Annotated in this window: 13 protein-coding genes and 1 pseudogene; 7 read left to right on the plus strand and 7 right to left on the minus strand. The window is 63.8% G+C overall.

The genetic code is table 11. The annotated features are described in order from the left end of the window. Window positions 1-119: 119 nt before the first annotated feature. Window positions 120-1,055, minus strand: a complete 936-nt coding sequence (locus AC3WJP_RS26020; protein ID WP_493724075.1) for an iron-sulfur-binding ferredoxin reductase — start codon at window positions 1,053-1,055, stop codon at window positions 120-122. After that, entirely contained in the window at window positions 1,048-2,154 is a 1,107-nt protein-coding gene (locus AC3WJP_RS26025; RefSeq protein WP_493724076.1) for a GGDEF domain-containing protein, read from the minus strand. The genes AC3WJP_RS26020 and AC3WJP_RS26025 overlap by 8 nt, the downstream gene beginning before the upstream one ends. A 336-nt stretch (window positions 2,155-2,490) precedes the next feature. Between AC3WJP_RS26025 and AC3WJP_RS26030 the strand changes: the two genes are divergently transcribed. From AC3WJP_RS26030 to AC3WJP_RS26045, 4 genes are all read left to right on the plus strand, one after another. Then, window positions 2,491-4,014, plus strand: a complete 1,524-nt coding sequence (locus AC3WJP_RS26030) for a fumarate hydratase (protein ID WP_493724077.1) — start codon at window positions 2,491-2,493, stop codon at window positions 4,012-4,014. A gap of 170 nt (window positions 4,015-4,184) precedes the next feature. Continuing rightward, window positions 4,185-4,709, plus strand: coding sequence for a sigma-70 family RNA polymerase sigma factor (locus tag AC3WJP_RS26035; protein WP_493724078.1), 525 nt, complete (start codon window positions 4,185-4,187; stop codon window positions 4,707-4,709). Next, window positions 4,706-5,653 (plus strand): FecR domain-containing protein, encoded by a 948-nt coding sequence (locus AC3WJP_RS26040; RefSeq protein WP_493724079.1) that lies wholly within the window; start codon window positions 4,706-4,708, stop codon window positions 5,651-5,653. Before AC3WJP_RS26035 ends, AC3WJP_RS26040 begins: the two co-directional genes overlap by 4 nt. A gap of 113 nt (window positions 5,654-5,766) precedes the next feature. Next, window positions 5,767-8,127 (plus strand): TonB-dependent siderophore receptor, encoded by a 2,361-nt coding sequence (locus tag AC3WJP_RS26045; RefSeq protein ID WP_493724080.1) that lies wholly within the window; start codon window positions 5,767-5,769, stop codon window positions 8,125-8,127. Between the two features lie 30 nt (window positions 8,128-8,157). On the opposite strand, the gene AC3WJP_RS26050 is transcribed toward AC3WJP_RS26045, so the two are convergent. Further along, window positions 8,158-9,315 carry a phospholipase D-like domain-containing protein gene (locus tag AC3WJP_RS26050; RefSeq protein ID WP_493724081.1) on the minus strand — a complete coding sequence of 386 codons (1,158 nt, stop codon included), beginning with the start codon at window positions 9,313-9,315 and terminating at the stop codon, window positions 8,158-8,160. Continuing rightward, window positions 9,315-10,250 (minus strand): acyl-CoA dehydrogenase middle domain-containing protein, encoded by a 936-nt coding sequence (locus AC3WJP_RS26055; RefSeq protein WP_493724082.1) that lies wholly within the window; start codon window positions 10,248-10,250, stop codon window positions 9,315-9,317. The genes AC3WJP_RS26050 and AC3WJP_RS26055 overlap by 1 nt, the downstream gene beginning before the upstream one ends. Window positions 10,251-10,383: 133 nt before the next feature. On the opposite strand from AC3WJP_RS26055, the gene olsB reads away from it, so the two are divergent. Together olsB and AC3WJP_RS26065 are read left to right on the plus strand one after the other, a co-directional pair. Continuing rightward, entirely contained in the window at window positions 10,384-11,139 is a 756-nt protein-coding gene (gene olsB, locus AC3WJP_RS26060) for an L-ornithine N(alpha)-acyltransferase (protein WP_493724083.1), read from the plus strand. Beyond that, window positions 11,139-11,882 (plus strand): annotated as a pseudogene (locus AC3WJP_RS26065) (lysophospholipid acyltransferase family protein); the annotation flags it as partial. The gene olsB and the pseudogene AC3WJP_RS26065, both read left to right, overlap by 1 nt. Window positions 11,883-12,024: 142 nt before the next feature. On the opposite strand, the gene AC3WJP_RS26070 reads toward AC3WJP_RS26065, so the two are convergent. The 3 genes from AC3WJP_RS26070 to AC3WJP_RS26080 form a co-directional block, all read right to left on the minus strand. Then, window positions 12,025-12,594 (minus strand): acyl carrier protein phosphodiesterase, encoded by a 570-nt coding sequence (locus tag AC3WJP_RS26070; RefSeq protein WP_493724084.1) that lies wholly within the window; start codon window positions 12,592-12,594, stop codon window positions 12,025-12,027. 256 nt (window positions 12,595-12,850) lie between these two features. After that, a complete protein-coding gene (locus AC3WJP_RS26075) occupies window positions 12,851-13,696 on the minus strand; it encodes an ATPase (protein ID WP_493724085.1) in 846 nt (281 codons plus the stop codon). Between the two features lie 110 nt (window positions 13,697-13,806). After that, complete coding sequence (locus tag AC3WJP_RS26080) at window positions 13,807-14,808, minus strand: NAD-dependent epimerase/dehydratase family protein (RefSeq protein WP_493724086.1); 1,002 nt, start codon at window positions 14,806-14,808, stop codon at window positions 13,807-13,809. A 247-nt stretch (window positions 14,809-15,055) separates the two neighbouring features. Between AC3WJP_RS26080 and AC3WJP_RS26085 the strand changes: the two genes are divergently transcribed. Next, window positions 15,056-15,655, plus strand: coding sequence for a LysE/ArgO family amino acid transporter (locus tag AC3WJP_RS26085; protein ID WP_493724087.1), 600 nt, complete (start codon window positions 15,056-15,058; stop codon window positions 15,653-15,655). Window positions 15,656-15,736: the final 81 nt, after the last annotated feature.

Raw genomic sequence — 15,736 nt, forward strand, 5'->3', positions numbered from 1 at the left:
GTGCGGCGTGCCACTCGCCAGTGCGTCGAAGCGCGGGAACCCTGAGCCTAGGCGAAGGGCCAATGTAGGGGCGGCGACCCCAAGGCCGGCTCGAAAGCAGAACCACCCCAATCCCCTAATCACCCCCGCCCAGTAAAAACATCCGCCAACAGCTGATTACGCGGCAACCCAGCCAAAAACAGCCGCCTGGAAAACTTCTCGACACTGGCCGGCGAACCGCACACCAGCGCCTGGGTATGCCGCGAGGGCAGGCGCAACCCGTTGAGCAGCGAATCGCCCAGCCCAGGTGCCGGCAACTCCACCTGTAATTGCGGATACTGCCCAGCCAGTTCGAGCAGCGGTTGGGCCAGATAGTGCTCGCCCTCGTCAGCAACGAAATGCACCAAACGAATCATCCCTTGATGCTCCTGGCGCAAGGCCTCACGCAAAATCCCCCACAACGGCGCCAACCCAGTCCCCGCCGCCAGCAGCAACAGCGGCCGAGCCTGCCAGTCCGGATCGTAATGCAGCGCGCCGCCACGCAATTCGCCCAGGCGCAGATGATCACCGACCTGAAAATGCCGCGCACGATCGATAAACGCCCCAGAGCGGCGGCAGTCGAGATGAAACTCGAGAAAGTCGTCCTGCTGCGGCAGGCTGGCAATCGAATAAGGGCGAGCGATGGCACCGCTGTACAGCAACAGGTGCTGGCCTGCCTGATAGCGCAACGGGCGCTCGGAGCGCAAACGAATGCGCAGCACCCCGGGGCTTGGCCAGTCGCAGCCGATCAGCTCGGCATCCAGGCCATCGCGACGGGGATCGAACAGCGCCACCTCAAGGTCGTCCGCGACTCGGCACTGACAGGCCAGGCGCCAGCCCTGCTCACGCTGGGCCGCCGTCAACGCCCCCGGATCGCTGTCCAGCGGCTCGCCAGCCACGCAGCGCACCATGCACGCGTGGCAACTGCCGGCGCGGCAACTGTAGGGCACATTCAGGCCGGCATCGTTAAGGGCATCGAGCAGGTTGTCGCCGGCGGTCACCGACCAACGCTGCTGGCCCACGCTCAATTCAGGCATCCGGGGTTTCCCAAGCGGCGGCGCACCGATTGCGCCCCCCTCGCTTGGCACGGTAAAGCGCCTGATCGGCCCGTTGCAAGGCATCATCGAGATCGTCACCGGGGGCCAGCATGGTCATCCCCGCCGACAGGCTCAGACCGTCGATCCGATCACCCAGCGGCATCGCTGCGGCGAAGGCCAGGCGCAAGCGCTCGCAGCAGGCCACCAGATGCGCGCTGTCGCAGTTGGGCAGTAACAGCACGAACTCCTCGCCACCGTAGCGGGCGAGGATGTCACCCTCGCGCAGGCAGCCGGCGGCGACCTCGGCGAAACCCTGCAGCACCTGATCCCCCGCCGCGTGGCCATGCATATCGTTTATGCGCTTGAAGTGATCAAGGTCGATCAGCGCCATGCCATGGCGCGCGCCGTTGCTCAAGAGCATCAACTCGCGGGAGGCCAGACGCAGGAAGTGGCGCCGGTTGAACAGCCCGGTCAGCTCGTCGGTGGCCACCAGGTCCTCAAGCTGCCGCATCATGCCCCGCAGCGTGTCCTGGTGGGCCTGCAAGGCAAAACGGCGCTGGCGCATGCGATGGCGCGAGGCCTGCACGTAGCTGGCGTACATGCACAGCCACACCAGCACCACGAACAACACGCACACCTGCAGCGAGGCCAGCCCCGGATCGCCCAGGCGCTGCGCGTAGCCCTCCCACAGATTGAGGCCGGAGAAAGCCAGGAACACAAGTACCGCGCAGCGCATGAATACCCGTTGCTTGAGGTGAAACAGGCCGAACAGCAGGATCAACACATAGAACGCCAACAGCGAGCCTCGGGCCACCTGCAACTGGGACAGGAACCAGGTGTGCCAGCACACTGCAAGAATCACTTGAAATTCGGTCAGGCTCGGATCGGCGAATCGCTGGTTGTCACCGCGCAGGAACAACACCAGCAGTACCGATTGGCTGAGCAGCACGAGGCCGCTGCCAACCACGGCAGTGAAAAGGGTGGCTTGGTAGTAATCGCCCAGAATCGCTATCCACATCAGCACCAGCACCATGCAATAGGTGCCTGCGGCAAGGATGAAGCGTTTCAGAAGTAGTTTTTGTGTGGCTTTTTCGGTCACTCGTTGACTCACCGTACGCTAAGGGACTCCATCCCTGATTGGCAGCCGATGGGCTTATGGCCAGATGCCACTTTAGTGCCGTGGCCCGAAAATAACTATCCAAATTTTTACCTTCTGTACAACTTTTGCGCTCCCTGCCGCCCGCCGCGCCCTCTTATGGCAGGACCGATAAACGCCCGCTACAAGACCTTCGGCGCGTGTGCGACGAATGGATGCGCGGTATACTGCCGCGCCTTTTTGCGTTGACCACTAGGGGTCGGCGCACCTTGAAAGATGAGTCGGCCAAGGCCGAGCCACCTTAATGAATGTTCCCGCCTTAAAGAGGAGCGCGCGCCAATGACCGTGATCAAACAAGACGACCTGATACAGAGCGTCGCCGATGCCTTGCAGTTCATTTCCTTCTATCACCCCGTGGACTTCATCCAGGCCATGCACGAGGCTTATCTGCGTGAAGAGTCGCCCGCAGCCCGTGATTCCATCGCCCAGATCCTGATCAACTCCCGCATGTGCGCCACCGGCCATCGGCCGATCTGCCAGGACACCGGCATCGTCACCGTGTTCGTGCGCGTCGGCATGAACGTGCGCTGGGACGGCGCCACCATGAGCCTCGATGACATGATCAACGAGGGCGTGCGTCGCGCGTACAACCTTCCGGAAAACGTCCTGCGCGCCTCGATTTTGGCCGACCCGGCCGGTGCCCGCAAAAATACCAAGGACAACACCCCGGCGGTCATCCACTACTCCATCGTCCCCGGCGACACCGTGGAAGTGGACGTGGCGGCCAAAGGCGGCGGCTCCGAGAACAAGTCGAAAATGGCCATGCTCAACCCGTCCGACTCGATCGTCGACTGGGTGCTCAAGACCGTACCGACCATGGGCGCCGGCTGGTGCCCGCCCGGCATGCTCGGCATCGGCATCGGCGGTACCGCCGAAAAGGCCGCGGTCATGGCCAAGGAAGTGTTGATGGAGTCCATCGACATCCATGAGCTGAAAAAGCGTGGCCCGTCCAACCGTATCGAAGAGATCCGCCTGGAGCTGTTCGAGAAGGTCAACCAGTTGGGTATCGGCGCCCAGGGTCTCGGCGGCCTGACCACCGTGCTCGACGTCAAGATCATGGATTACCCGACCCACGCCGCGTCCCTGCCGGTGTGCATGATCCCCAACTGCGCCGCCACTCGGCACGCCCACTTCGTGCTCGACGGCAGCGGCCCGGCCGAGCTGGAAGCGCCGGATCTGGATGCCTACCCGGAAATCGTCTGGGAAGCGGGCCCGTCGGCACGTCGCGTCAACCTCGACACCCTGACCCCGGAAGAGGTGCAAAGCTGGCAGCCAGGCGAAACCGTGCTGCTCAACGGCAAGATGCTCACCGGCCGCGATGCTGCGCACAAGCGTATGGTGGAGATGCTCAACCGTGGCGAGAAGCTGCCGGTGGACCTCAAAGGTCGCTTCATCTACTACGTCGGCCCGGTCGATCCGGTACGCGAAGAAGTCGTCGGCCCAGCCGGCCCGACCACCGCGACGCGGATGGACAAGTTCACTCGGCAGATTCTCGATCAGACCGGCCTGCTGGGCATGATCGGCAAATCCGAGCGCGGTCCGACCGCCATCGAAGCGATCAAGGACTACAAGGCTGTGTACCTGATGGCCGTCGGCGGCGCCGCCTACCTGGTCGCCCAGGCGATCAAGAAGTCGCGCGTGGTGGCCTTCGAAGAACTGGGGATGGAAGCCATCTACGAGTTCGAGGTCAAGGACATGCCGGTCACGGTCGCGGTAGACAGCAAAGGCGAATCGGTGCACATCACCGGCCCGGCGATCTGGCAGCAGAAGATCGCTGAAAGCCTGGCGGTCGAAATCAAGTAACAGGTTGTAGCGAGGGGGCTTGCCCCCGATTCAATGTCCCGGCCACAAATATTTGGCTGATACACCGAATCGGGGGCAAGCCCCCTCGCCACAGGTGATCGGCCTCGGCATATTGCTATTGGCCAGCAAAGACGCCACTATTGATAATCATTGTCATTAGCGGAACTGTCATGACGGCGTCGTCCTCAAGCGCATCCGGGCTGGCTTCGCGCAATCTCATCCTTCACCGCTTGTTCGGCGAGCACCACAGCTGGTTGCTCGGTCGTCTGCGCGCGCGCCTGGGTTGCCGTGACGATGCGGCCGACATGGCAGCCGAAACCTTCGCTCAAGTCGTCGCCCTGCCCGACCCTCAGACCATTCGCGAGCCTCGTGCGCTGTTGAGCACCATCGGCAAGCGCCTGATATTCGCTCGCTGGCGGCGCAATGATATCGAACGCGCCTACCTCGACGCGTTGGCCGCCGAACCCCTGGCAGTGGCACCCAGCGCCGAAGAACACTGGACGGTCATGGAAGCGCTGATGGAGGTCGACCGCATGCTCGACGGACTCTCGTCCAAAGCCCGCGCCGCCTTCCTGTACAGTCAGCTCGACGGCCTGACCTATGCCCATATCGCTCAGGAACTGGGCGTGTCAGTGACACGCGTGCATCAATACGTGGTTCAGGGCCTGACCGCGTGCTACCGGGCCGCGTCATGAGCACGCTGCCGCCGTCCGTCGCCCAAGCCATCGAGTGGTACGCACTGCAAGGCTCCGGCACTTACACGCTCGAGGCGCAGCAACACTTCCAGCGCTGGCTCGAGTCGGACCCAAGCCATAGCGACGCCTGGCAGGCACTTAACCAACAGTTGAATCGCAGCCTCGCCCCCTTGGCGCATCAGCAAGGCGTGCGCCAGGCACTCAGCAGCTCTGGACGCCAGCGTCGCGCATTGCTGCGGGGCGCATTGGGGCTAGGTACCCTGGCGCTGGGCAGCCATTTGCTGACCCGCGCCGGCGGGCCGTTGCATGATCGCTGGGGAGCGGACCTGCACACGACCACCGCCGAGCGTCGCCACTTCGCCTTGGCAGACGGTTCCGGCCTGCTACTCAATGCGCAAAGCGCCGTGGACCTCCACTACAGCGCCCGTCAGCGACGCGTCGAGCTGTTGCGCGGCGGCGTCCTCGCTCAAGTCCGGGCAGATACCTCGCGGCCTTTCGTACTCCAGTGCGCAGGGGCACAAGTATGGCTCGACAGCGGCCGCTGTCTGTTCAGCCTGCAACCGCAAGGCGCGCAACTCTGGGCGTTGGAGGGCGAACTGGAACTACGCTCGCAGGGTTCCATCCACCGTGTGAAGGCCGGACAGGGCCGCAGCTTCGATATCCTGAGCAATAGTTGGCAACCGTTACCGGCGGCCTATATCGATCAACGTGCATGGGTTTCGGGATTGCTCGAGGTACACGACCAGCCGCTGGGCACGGTGATCGATGCCCTGCGGCCCTATCACCACGGCGTGCTGCAAGTGTCCTCGCGGGCCGCCGGTCTGCGGATTTCCGGAGTCTTCACGCTGGATGACAGCGAGCAGGCACTGGCGGCGCTCAAGGAGGTGCTGGCGTTGCGCATCGATCGATATCTGGGATGGTGGACGCGTATCGATCACGCATAACCAGGCTGCGAATAAATATTTTCAGGCTGCCCTGAAAAAATTCCTGCCTCAGTTCACAGAACAGTCAGAAGCGCACCGCAGGTGCATACCCGACTGTCTACCGAGCCCTGACCATGTACCCCAACCTTACCCTCCCCACACTGTTCGGCACTTGCCTTGTCAGCTGCAACCTGATGGCCGCCGAAACCCTTCAGGACTTCAGCATCGCGCCCGGCCCGATGGCCCAGACCCTGATCGCCATCGGCCAGCAAAGCGGGCGTCAGGTGCTGTTCATTCCCAGTGATATCAACGGCCATCAGGCCCAGGCCGTTCAGGGCCATCTGAACGCCGCCGATGCCGTGCGCCAGGCCCTGCGCGGCAGCAACCTGAGCCTGCGAGTGACCGCCAGCGGTGCGCTCAACGTGCAGCCGGTGGCCAGCGATGCCCTGACCCTGGACGCCACCAGCATCAATGCCAATGGCGGCATCGACGACAGCCAAGTCAGCGGCTACGTGGCCCATCGCTCCAGCGTCGGCACCAAGACCCGCACCGAACTGGTAAAGATCCCGCAGTCGATTTCAGTGGTGACCCGCGACGAACTCAACGATCGCAAGAGCGACAACCTGTCCGACTCACTCAAGTACACCCCTGGCTTCAGCAGCCAGCCCAACGGCTTCAGCCGCACGGCCGACGACTACACGGTACGCGGCTTCAACGTCGGAGCCGGTACTGGAGGGATCTTGCGTGACGGCATGAAACTGCAATCCAACCCCTATGACGGCAGTGTCGAGGGTTATGGCCTGGAACGTGTCGAAGTGCTCAAAGGGGCGTCTTCGGTGCTCTACGGCCAGCTGTCGCCGGGCGGCATGATCAACACCATCAGCAAGCGCCCCACCGATACGCCATTGCACGAGATCGGCATGGAGGTCGGCAACTACGATCGCCGTCAGTACACCTTCGACCTTGGCGGCCCGCTCGACGACCAAGGCCAATTCAGCTATCGGCTGACCGGCTTGTGGCGCGACAGCGGCACTCAGGTCGATCATATCGGCGACGATCGCCGCTACATCGCCCCCGCTTTGACCTGGAAGCCCGACGACGATACCTCCTTGACCCTGCTCGCCAGCCATCAGGACACCTACACCGGCTTCGCTCCGCCGATGAGCTACGGCATGAGCACCTACAGTTCGACGCCGGGCTACAAGATCGCCCGCGATCAGTTCGTCGGCGAACCCGGTTACGACCACTTCAACAACCGCATGGATACCTTGGGTTATCTGTTCGAACACCACTTCAACGAACACTTGAGTGTCAATCACAGCCTGCGGTACTTCCAGGCCAACACCGACTGGGACTACCTGATCCCTCAGGGGATTTCGGGCAACCGCCTGCTGCGTCGCTACAGTGCTCGCGAGGAGCGTTCCACCGGATGGACCACCGACAACAACCTGAACTTCACCTTCGAGCAAGGCCGCTGGCAGCATGACCTGCTGCTGGGCGTGGACTACTACCACAAGACCTACGATTCGCACCGCTACATCAGCGCGACCCTTGCTCAACTGGCGCCGTCACTCAACCTGGCCAATCCGCAGCACACCGGCGTTGGCGCCAACACCGCCGCCGATAGCGGCTCGGACCTGCACAGCAACCAGATGGGGGTCTATCTGCAGGACCAGATCACCTTCGATGATAAATGGGTGCTGTTGCTCGGTGGACGCCAGGACTGGGCCGACAGCGTCACCACCACCTTTGCCAGCGGCGCGCGCGACAGCCGCAGCGACAAAAAGGCCACCGGGCGCGTCGGCCTGGTGTATCTGGCCGACAACGGCCTGGCGCCGTACGCCAGTTACAGTCAGTCGTTCCAGCCTGCCAGCGTCAGCAACCCGGCCTTCGGCAATGCCTTCGCGCCGCTGGAAGGCGAACAGTATGAGGTCGGTTTGCGCTATCAGCCGCCCGGCAGCGATACCCTGCTCAGTGCCGCGGTCTACCGCCTGGATCAAGACAACTCGTTGAGCCTGGACGCCGCCACCAACACCTATGTGCAGTACGGCAAGACCCGCTCCAAGGGCGTTGAACTGGAAGCCAAGAGCAATCTCACCGACAACCTGCAACTGAGCGCCGGCTATGCCTATACCGACACTCACGTGCTGCAGGACCAGACCGCCAGCAACGTCGGCAAACGCATCGAGGGTGTGCCTTACAACAGTGCCAGCCTGTGGGCCAGCTATCGCCTCGCAGCGCTCGGTCTGCCTGCGCTGAAAGTCGCGGGTGGCGCACGCTACACGGGCACCACCCGCACCACGCCGAGCGCCTACGACGGCAAGATCCCGGCCTACACCCTGGTGGATGCCTTGATCAGTTACGACCTCGACAGCCACTGGCAAGTGCAGGCCAAGGCCCAGAACCTGATGGACAAGAAGTACCTGTATTGCAACACCACCTGCCGCTATGGCGATGAGCGCAGCCTGATCGGCTCGGTCACCTATCGCTGGTGAGACACGAACCCGCGCGGCGGACGATCAGGATCAACCGCGGCGATCGAGCAAATTGACCACCAGCCGATCCAGCCAGCCCCAGATGCGCTGCTGCACTCGCCACCACAGCGGCCGGGAGTGCCAGGCATCCAGGCTGATCAGGTGGCTGGCCGCAAAGTCACGTTCGAAACTGGACTCGACGTCGCGGGTCAGGTCCGGGTCCAGCGCCTCGAGGTTGGCTTCGAGGTTGAAGCGCAGGTTCCAGTGATCGAAGTTGCACGAGCCGATGCTCACCCAGTCGTCCACCAGCACCATCTTCAAGTGCAGGAAACACGGCTGGTACTCGAAGATCTTCACCCCGGCGCGCAGCAGTTTCGGGTAGTAGCGGTGACCGGCATAGCGTACCGAAGGATGATCGGTGCGCGGACCGGTGAGCAGCAGGCGCACGTCCAGCCCGCGGGCGGCAGCGCGGCGCAAGGAGCGACGCACCGACCAGGTCGGTAGGAAGTAGGGAGTCGCCAGCCAGATGCGCTTTTGCCCACTGTTCAGATTGCGCACCAGCGAGCGCAGGATGTCGCGGTGTTGGCGCGAATCAGCGTAGGCCACGCGCCCCAGGCCGCTGCCGGTGACTGGCGTGGGCGGCAGGTGCGGCAGGCCGAAATGGGTGGCCGGTCGCCAGGCGCTGCGCCGCAGGTTGGCGCGCCACTGGCGGTCGAACAGCGCCTGCCAGTCGGCTACCAGCGGGCCGTGCATTTGCACCATCACCTCGTGCCATTCGCTGGACGCTTCACCGGGGCTCCAGAATTGATCGGTCACGCCGGTGCCGCCGACCACGGCCAGAGCCTGATCCACCAGCAGCAGTTTGCGATGATCACGGTACAGATTGCGCAGCCCACGGTGCAGGCGCACGGCGTTGTACAGGCGCAGCTCAACGCCAGCGACCAGCAACCGCTCGCGCTGCCCCTGGCCAAACGCCAGGCTGCCGTAACCGTCGAACAGGCAGCGCACGCTGACGCCGCGCTCGGCCGCCTTGGCCAGAGCCTCCACCACCTCATCGGCGCAGGCACCGGCCTCCACCAGATACAGCTCCAGATCGACCTGGGACTGCGCGGCATCGATCGCAGCCAGCATGCGCGGGAAAAATTGCGGGCCATCGATCAACAATTGAAAACGGTTGTTGCTACGCCATGGAAAAATCGGACCGGCCATCAGTACCCCAACGTCTGCAAGGCTTTATCCAGACGCTGCTGGCGCGCGCTGGCGGCCAGGGTCAATACGCCGCGATCACGCTGCCACATCAGCGCGCTGTCAGGCTCACCGCTGGCCAGCGCGACGCCGAGGTCGTCCTGCAGCGCCTCGAACTGCTCGAACAAACCGCCCAGCAACAGATGACTGGTGGCGGCATCCGGGCACTGTCGGGTCCCTTCGGCGCAGCCGCCGAGCAGACCGAGCAAACGCAATTGCAGGGAGCGCGGCCAGTTCTGCCGCTGACCGACGCCATACAGCCAGGCGGCCAGCGCACTGAGCACGTAGAGGTCCTCGAGGCTGCGAAAGGGTTTGACGTAGGCATCCCAGCCATCGCCCGCCAGCAGGTCGCAGGCGGCGTTGTCCAGGTGCAGGCGTGAATGGCTGATGTCCGGTATCAAGGGCAGCGCTGGCAGGGCCTCGAGGCGCACCCCGACCTCGCCGGGATAGACCACCGCCAGGCTCAAGCGCGGTGCCTCGCCGACGGCCTCGCTGCGCGCCGCCACCAGCAGCCAGTCGGCGGCGTTGCCCGCCGTGACGAAATCCTTTTGCCCGCTCAAGCGCAGGTTGTGCAGACGCGTACTGAGGTCGGCCGGGCGCAAGCTGCGCTGCTCGGTGGCGCAGATCGCCCCCAGGCTCAACGGCGCACTGGGCCACAGCGCGCGCAAGGCCGCCTGGTAGCCGAACAGAAATGCCAGGCCCGGCGTGCTCGCCAGATGCCCGCCGAGCACCGCCAGCTCGAACGGCGAGCGGTTGCCCCAACGTTTGAGCAAGGCGGCGTAGGCATCAGCGATGGACACCTCGCCGCCACTGGCGAGCGCATCCGTACCGTCATCGTGTGGCCGTTCGCCGCCCGTGGACAGGGGTTCACGCAGGTTCAGCAAAGTGAGCCAGGTCATGGCGTGTGCTCCTTGGAGGCTGTCATACAAGCATCACCCAAACGTCATGGTGACGACACTGCTGCTACTTAGCCTGAGATTGCACAACAAAGTTCATTGGCTGCAACCCCAAGTCCGAATTTGGAGACTCGCAATGACTCACATCGCAAGCTCAGGCAACACCCCCGCAGCGCGCCGACTGGTCGCCGAACGCCTGCTCGGCAGCCGTGCCTTGCTGGAAGCGCAAGCGCTGCGCTTCGAGGTGTTCAGCCGCGAATTCAACGCCCGCCTGCAAGGCGCCGAGGACGGACTGGACCGCGACGACTACGATCGCCACTGCTGGCACATCGGCGTGCGCGACCTGAGCAACGGTCGCCTGGTGGCCACCACCCGCCTGCTCGATCATCGCGCGGCGCGTTATCTGGGGCGCTTCTACAGCGAAGAGGAATTCAGCCTCCACGGCCTCAGTGGCCTGCAAGGCCCGGTGCTGGAAATCGGCCGCACCTGCGTCGACCCCGCCTACCGCAACGGCGGCACCATTGCCGTGCTCTGGGGTGAACTGGCCGAAGTCCTCAACGAAGGCGGCTACAGCTACCTGATGGGTTGCGCGAGCATTCCCATGCAGGACGGCGGCGTGCAGGCCGAGGCGATCATGCAGCGCTTGCGCGAGCGCCATCTGTGCACCCAGAACCTGCGCGCCGAGCCGCGCAAGCCACTGCCGGCGGCGCACATCCCCGGCAACGTCACGGCGCAGATGCCGCCGCTGCTCAAAGCCTACATGCGCCTGGGCGCCAAGGTGTGTGGCGAACCGTGCTGGGATGAAGACTTCCAGGTCGCCGATGTGTTCATCCTGCTCAAGCGCGACGATCTGTGCCCGCGTTACGCCCGCCACTTCCGGGCGGCAATGTGATGCGCGCGCTGCGGTTGGCAGTGCGGGTCGGGCGCGTCCTGGTGGTGGTGGCCTACGGGCTGGTGCTGGCAGCAGGCTTTATCATCGGTGAGCGGTTGGGGCTGGCAGGCTCGATGGGGCGGCGGCAGCGCTGGACGCGCAGTTTCATGATCTGCTTGACCCACGCCCTGCCGTTCCGGGTGCGCATTCATGGTGCCGTGCCGCAACGGCCGATGCTGTGGGTCAGCAACCATGTGTCCTGGACCGACATCGCCCTGCTCGGGCAAATCGCTCCGCTGTCGTTTCTGTCCAAGGCCGAGGTGCGCCACTGGCCCATCGCCGGCTGGCTGGCACAGCATGCCGGGACCTTGTTCATCCGCCGCGGCGCCAACGACAGCCAGCGCTTGCGTCGGGAAATGGCACTACGGCTGGAAGACGGCTGCCCGCTGATGATTTTCCCCGAAGGAACGACGACGGACGGCCGCCAGTTACGCACCTTCCACGGGCGGATGCTGGCCTGTGCGGCGGACGTCGGCGTGGCCATACAGCCGGTGGCGATCCGTTACGGTCGCGGTGCGGGGCTGGACCCGATCGCGCCGTTCGTTGGCGATGACGATCTGCTGTCGCATCTGCTGCGCCTCTTGCGCGCGGATACCGGCGTGGTGGATATCCATCTGCTCGAGCCGATCGAAACTCAGGGCGTGGAGCGGGCAGCGCTGGCATTCAAGGCGCAGGAAGCGGTGCGAATGGCGTTGTTTGGTGAAAGTCACGATGCGGGGCCGATGGCCAAAGAGCCTGAAAAGCTTCGCGGGCAAGCCCTGCTCCCACCAGTGCAAGACTTCGGAACCGCACACCCTGTGGGAGCAGAGCTTGCTCGCGAAGGGGCCGCTACGGCTGGCGGACGACTCAGGCACCTTTCGCAAATTGCTGCAACACCGGATAAAACCGTCGAAAATCCTCCGTTAGCGGCTCGTACAGCGCCTTGACCTCGGCGAACGCCCCCGCCAGCCCCTCGGGCTTGCTCAGGCGCCGCGCAATACCGTTGAACACCTGCTCCAACACCGCGAAATCGGCATAAGAGCCAAGCCAATCGCCGGCGATCAAATAGGGCGCGACACCCGCCAGCCGCCCCGGCAGTTCCGTCTGGGCAGCCAGCACGGCGTAAACCTGCACAGTGAACTCGGCCAAGGGCCGATCGTCGTAATCGCGCCAGTGCAGCGCCAGGCAGTGATCGAAAAACACATCGAGAATGATGCCCGCATAACGCCGACGGGCCAGCGGAAAACGCTCCAGCGCGGTCAACACCAGGGGATGGCTATCGGTGTAGGCATCGATCTGCCGATGCAGGCGGATCCCGGCTTCAAGTTCCGGGCTGAAGCGGCCTTCGAGGCGGCCCTTGACGAAATCGCCGTACAGGCTGCCAAGCCAGTGATCCGGGCCCTGGCCGCCCAGGTGCAAATGCGCGAGATAGTTCATGCAGCCGAGCTTAGCATTACCGCCGCGCAGCTTACCTAGAACCTTATAGCGCCAAATGAAATTGCCTTAGCAGCGATGGATATTGGTATATCGCCAAATACCGATATATGCACGCGAGCTGGGCAAGTGCGGCATGGCCTTCATCTGCGCCCGTAGCGAGGGGGCTTGCTCCCGAAAAATCCATGCTCACCCTCTGCTTCTTGGGGGTAAAGATCTTTCGGGGGCACCCCCCCCCCCCGCTACAGGGACAGGGCTGTCATTGCCGTGCGTTGATCTGTTGCTGCAGATTCTGCATCTGGCTTTGCAAGGTGGTGATGTTGCGCGTGGTCTGGCCGCGGAAGCTGTCGAATTCCGCGGTGCTGGGGCCCGCCTGCGCGGCTGCGGCGGGGCGATTGTCTTGCTCGCTCTTGAGCACGATCAGGTCCTGTTCGATGCTGCTCAGCCGATCATTGTTATTGCCTTGCTTCTTCAGCGCCGCCACATCGGTGGAAAGCGATTTCAGATCGGCACTCAAGCGCGCCTGATCACCCTGGGCCGCCTTGAGGCTGCTCATGTCCGCCGCCAGCGACTTGAGCTGCGCTTGCACCTGATCGTTACTGGCCTGCTGATTGGCCGCTTGCGCCAAGACCTGATCCAGGCGCTTGTCCAGACTGCTCTGTTGCGTGCCGACGCCCGCCTGCTGGCGGGTCTGCTCGTCCATACGGGTCTGCAGTGTCTTGAGTTGCAGCTTCATGGCCTCGCTGTCGGTGCTGGAGAGGTTCTCGGTGGCCGCCACTTTGCCGGTGATCGCCTGCAAGCGGCCGGCGGCGTCTTCGCTGATGCGCGCGAAGCTTTCCTGGGTCGCCACCAGTTGCTGCTCCATCAGCGAGATCTGCTGAAAACTCCACCATCCCAGCCCGCCCAGAGCGATGAACAACGCCACTACCAATGCCCCCAGCGGGCCGCTGGCCGGCGCCTTGACCTTGACCACCGGGGTGGTGCGGGACGTCACACTGTTGCGATCGCGGGGGGCGGCGGCAGGCACGAGGTCCTCTTCGTCATCGCCCTGCCTGGCACTGAGGCTGGGTACGTCGTCGAAATCGTCGCGAGCATCGTTACGCATGAAGAAGGCCCTTTGGAAAATCCGATAATGGCAAAATGATACAACCTCTAACGGTCGCCAGTGTAACCCGCGCAATAAAGGCGGTATCGACCGCTGATGTTACCTGATGTTCAACGACCGCCATGCAGCGCCTGGGCCTGCCACCACGCGCAGAACTCATCCAGAGCGGCCCACAGGCTGGTCTGCAGTTGATAGTCCAGATAATGCCGCGCCCGCGCAATGTCGAGGGTGAAATCGGCGTTAAGGCTGTGCGCGCCATGGCGGGACCAGCGCGGCCGCGGACGACCGGGCCAGAGCAGGCAGGCGCCCTCGTTGAGAGCGCCCTTGAGCCAGGTCGAGCGATAGCCGCGGTAGCGCGTCACCTGATTCATCTGCAGCTGGCGCAAGACATAGTTGACCACGTCCCACAATGGGATCGGTGTCCCGTTGCTCAGGTTGTAGGCCCTGCCCGATGCCGCCGGGTCGGCCAGCACGCTGCTGAGCAGCGCCTCGACGAGGTTGTGCACACTGATGAAATCGACCTTGTTCAGACCATTGCCGACGATCGACAAACGCCGCTTGCCTTGCAGCTCGATCAACGGCGGCAGCCAGCTGACATCGCCCGCACCGATGACCGTGGCCGGGCGCAGGGCGATCACTTCCAGACCGAACTCCGCCGCGCCGAAGACTTTCTGCTCGGCCAGATGGCGGCTGCGCGTGGCGGCATCGGCGAAGCGTCGGGGTACGGCCTCCTCTTTGATCGCCAGGCGCGAGCGGCCGTTGCGGTAGATCGACGCACAGGACAGGTACACCAGCCGCCGCACATGCTCCTTGAGGCAGCCTTCGACGATGTTCTCGGTGACCTGCACGGTGTGCTGCTGAAAATCCTGCGGCCGCCCCCAATGCCCGGGGAATCCTGCGCAATGCACCACCGCGTCGACGCCGATGCACAGGCGCTGCGCCAGATGGGGGTCGCTCAGATCGCCTTCGACGAACTGCGCCCCGCGCCGCAGCAGGTGGGCCACGCCCTCGGCGCGGCGACCGTTGACCCGCACGTCGAAGCCCTGCTCCAGAGCGTGACGGGCAAAACGTCCGCCGATGAACCCGCTCGCGCCGGTGACCAGAATTTTCATGAAGCGCTCCGCCTGTGTTTCGGTTTGCAGTATTTCAACGAGCCGGCGCGTTGCTTGAGAGCGCCGGCCCAGTGCGGCATGTGCGCAAGGTCGGCAGCACCGCGGGTCGGGAATGATGCTTGAAGGCAGCGAAGATGCCCAGCGCTGTTGCCGTTATCAATTTATCTAATGTGACATCAGCAACATTGATTTTCCTTATTTAAACTCAGTGAGCAGACTGCACCCCATTCAAAGGGAGTCTGCACACATGCTGCAAAGTTATCTCAACGGGCTGCTGGTGGCGGCCGGGCTGATCATGGCGATCGGCACGCAAAACGCCTTCGTGCTCGCCCAAAGCCTGCGCCGCGAACATCATCTGCCGGTGGCGGCGCTGTGCGTGATCTGCGACGCGCTGCTGGTCACCGCCGGGGTATTCGGCCTGGCGACGGTCCTGGCCCACAGCCCGCTGCTGCTGTCGATCGCGCGCTGGGGCGGCGCGGTGTTTCTGCTCTGGTACGGCAGCAAGGCGCTGCGGCGTGCGTTCAGCCAGCAAAGCCTGCACGAGGGGCAAAGCGCTGGCGTGCGCTCGCTCAAGGCGGTGCTGCTGAGTGCACTGGCCGTCACCCTGCTTAACCCCCACGTGTACCTCGACACGGTGTTGCTGATCGGCACGCTGGGCGCCCAGCAGACTGCGCCAAGCGCGTACGTGGCCGGCGCGGCCAGTGCTTCGCTGCTGTGGTTCTTCACGCTGGCCATTGGCGCGGCCTGGCTGGCACCCTGGCTGGCGCGGCCGACGACCTGGCGCCTGATCGACCTGCTGGTGTCCATCATGATGTTTGCGGTAGCCGCGCAATTGATCGTCGGCTGACGCGGGTGCCGAGGCGTCTGCAGCGCCTATTCCACACAGTTGTTGCGTGGTTCTGCTGCCCAGCCGGTGCTATGATCCCTG

The organism is Pseudomonas sp. GW821-FHT01A09 (assembly GCF_058986725.1).

What these genes read in the sequence shown, in the direction of transcription:
- AC3WJP_RS26020 (WP_493724075.1), bottom strand. Translation starts at nt 1,055, where the DNA reads ATGCCTGAATTGAGCGTGGGCCAGCAGCGTTGGTCGGTGACCGCCGGC.
- AC3WJP_RS26030 (WP_493724077.1), top strand. Translation starts at nt 2,491, where the DNA reads ATGACCGTGATCAAACAAGACGACCTGATACAGAGCGTCGCCGATGCC.
- AC3WJP_RS26035 (WP_493724078.1), top strand. Translation starts at nt 4,185, where the DNA reads ATGACGGCGTCGTCCTCAAGCGCATCCGGGCTGGCTTCGCGCAATCTC.
- AC3WJP_RS26040 (WP_493724079.1), top strand. Translation starts at nt 4,706, where the DNA reads ATGAGCACGCTGCCGCCGTCCGTCGCCCAAGCCATCGAGTGGTACGCA.
- AC3WJP_RS26045 (WP_493724080.1), top strand. Translation starts at nt 5,767, where the DNA reads ATGTACCCCAACCTTACCCTCCCCACACTGTTCGGCACTTGCCTTGTC.
- AC3WJP_RS26050 (WP_493724081.1), bottom strand. Translation starts at nt 9,315, where the DNA reads ATGGCCGGTCCGATTTTTCCATGGCGTAGCAACAACCGTTTTCAATTG.
- AC3WJP_RS26055 (WP_493724082.1), bottom strand. Translation starts at nt 10,250, where the DNA reads ATGACCTGGCTCACTTTGCTGAACCTGCGTGAACCCCTGTCCACGGGC.
- olsB (WP_493724083.1), top strand. Translation starts at nt 10,384, where the DNA reads ATGACTCACATCGCAAGCTCAGGCAACACCCCCGCAGCGCGCCGACTG.
- AC3WJP_RS26070 (WP_493724084.1), bottom strand. Translation starts at nt 12,594, where the DNA reads ATGAACTATCTCGCGCATTTGCACCTGGGCGGCCAGGGCCCGGATCAC.
- AC3WJP_RS26075 (WP_493724085.1), bottom strand. Translation starts at nt 13,696, where the DNA reads ATGCGTAACGATGCTCGCGACGATTTCGACGACGTACCCAGCCTCAGT.
- AC3WJP_RS26080 (WP_493724086.1), bottom strand. Translation starts at nt 14,808, where the DNA reads ATGAAAATTCTGGTCACCGGCGCGAGCGGGTTCATCGGCGGACGTTTT.
- AC3WJP_RS26085 (WP_493724087.1), top strand. Translation starts at nt 15,056, where the DNA reads ATGCTGCAAAGTTATCTCAACGGGCTGCTGGTGGCGGCCGGGCTGATC.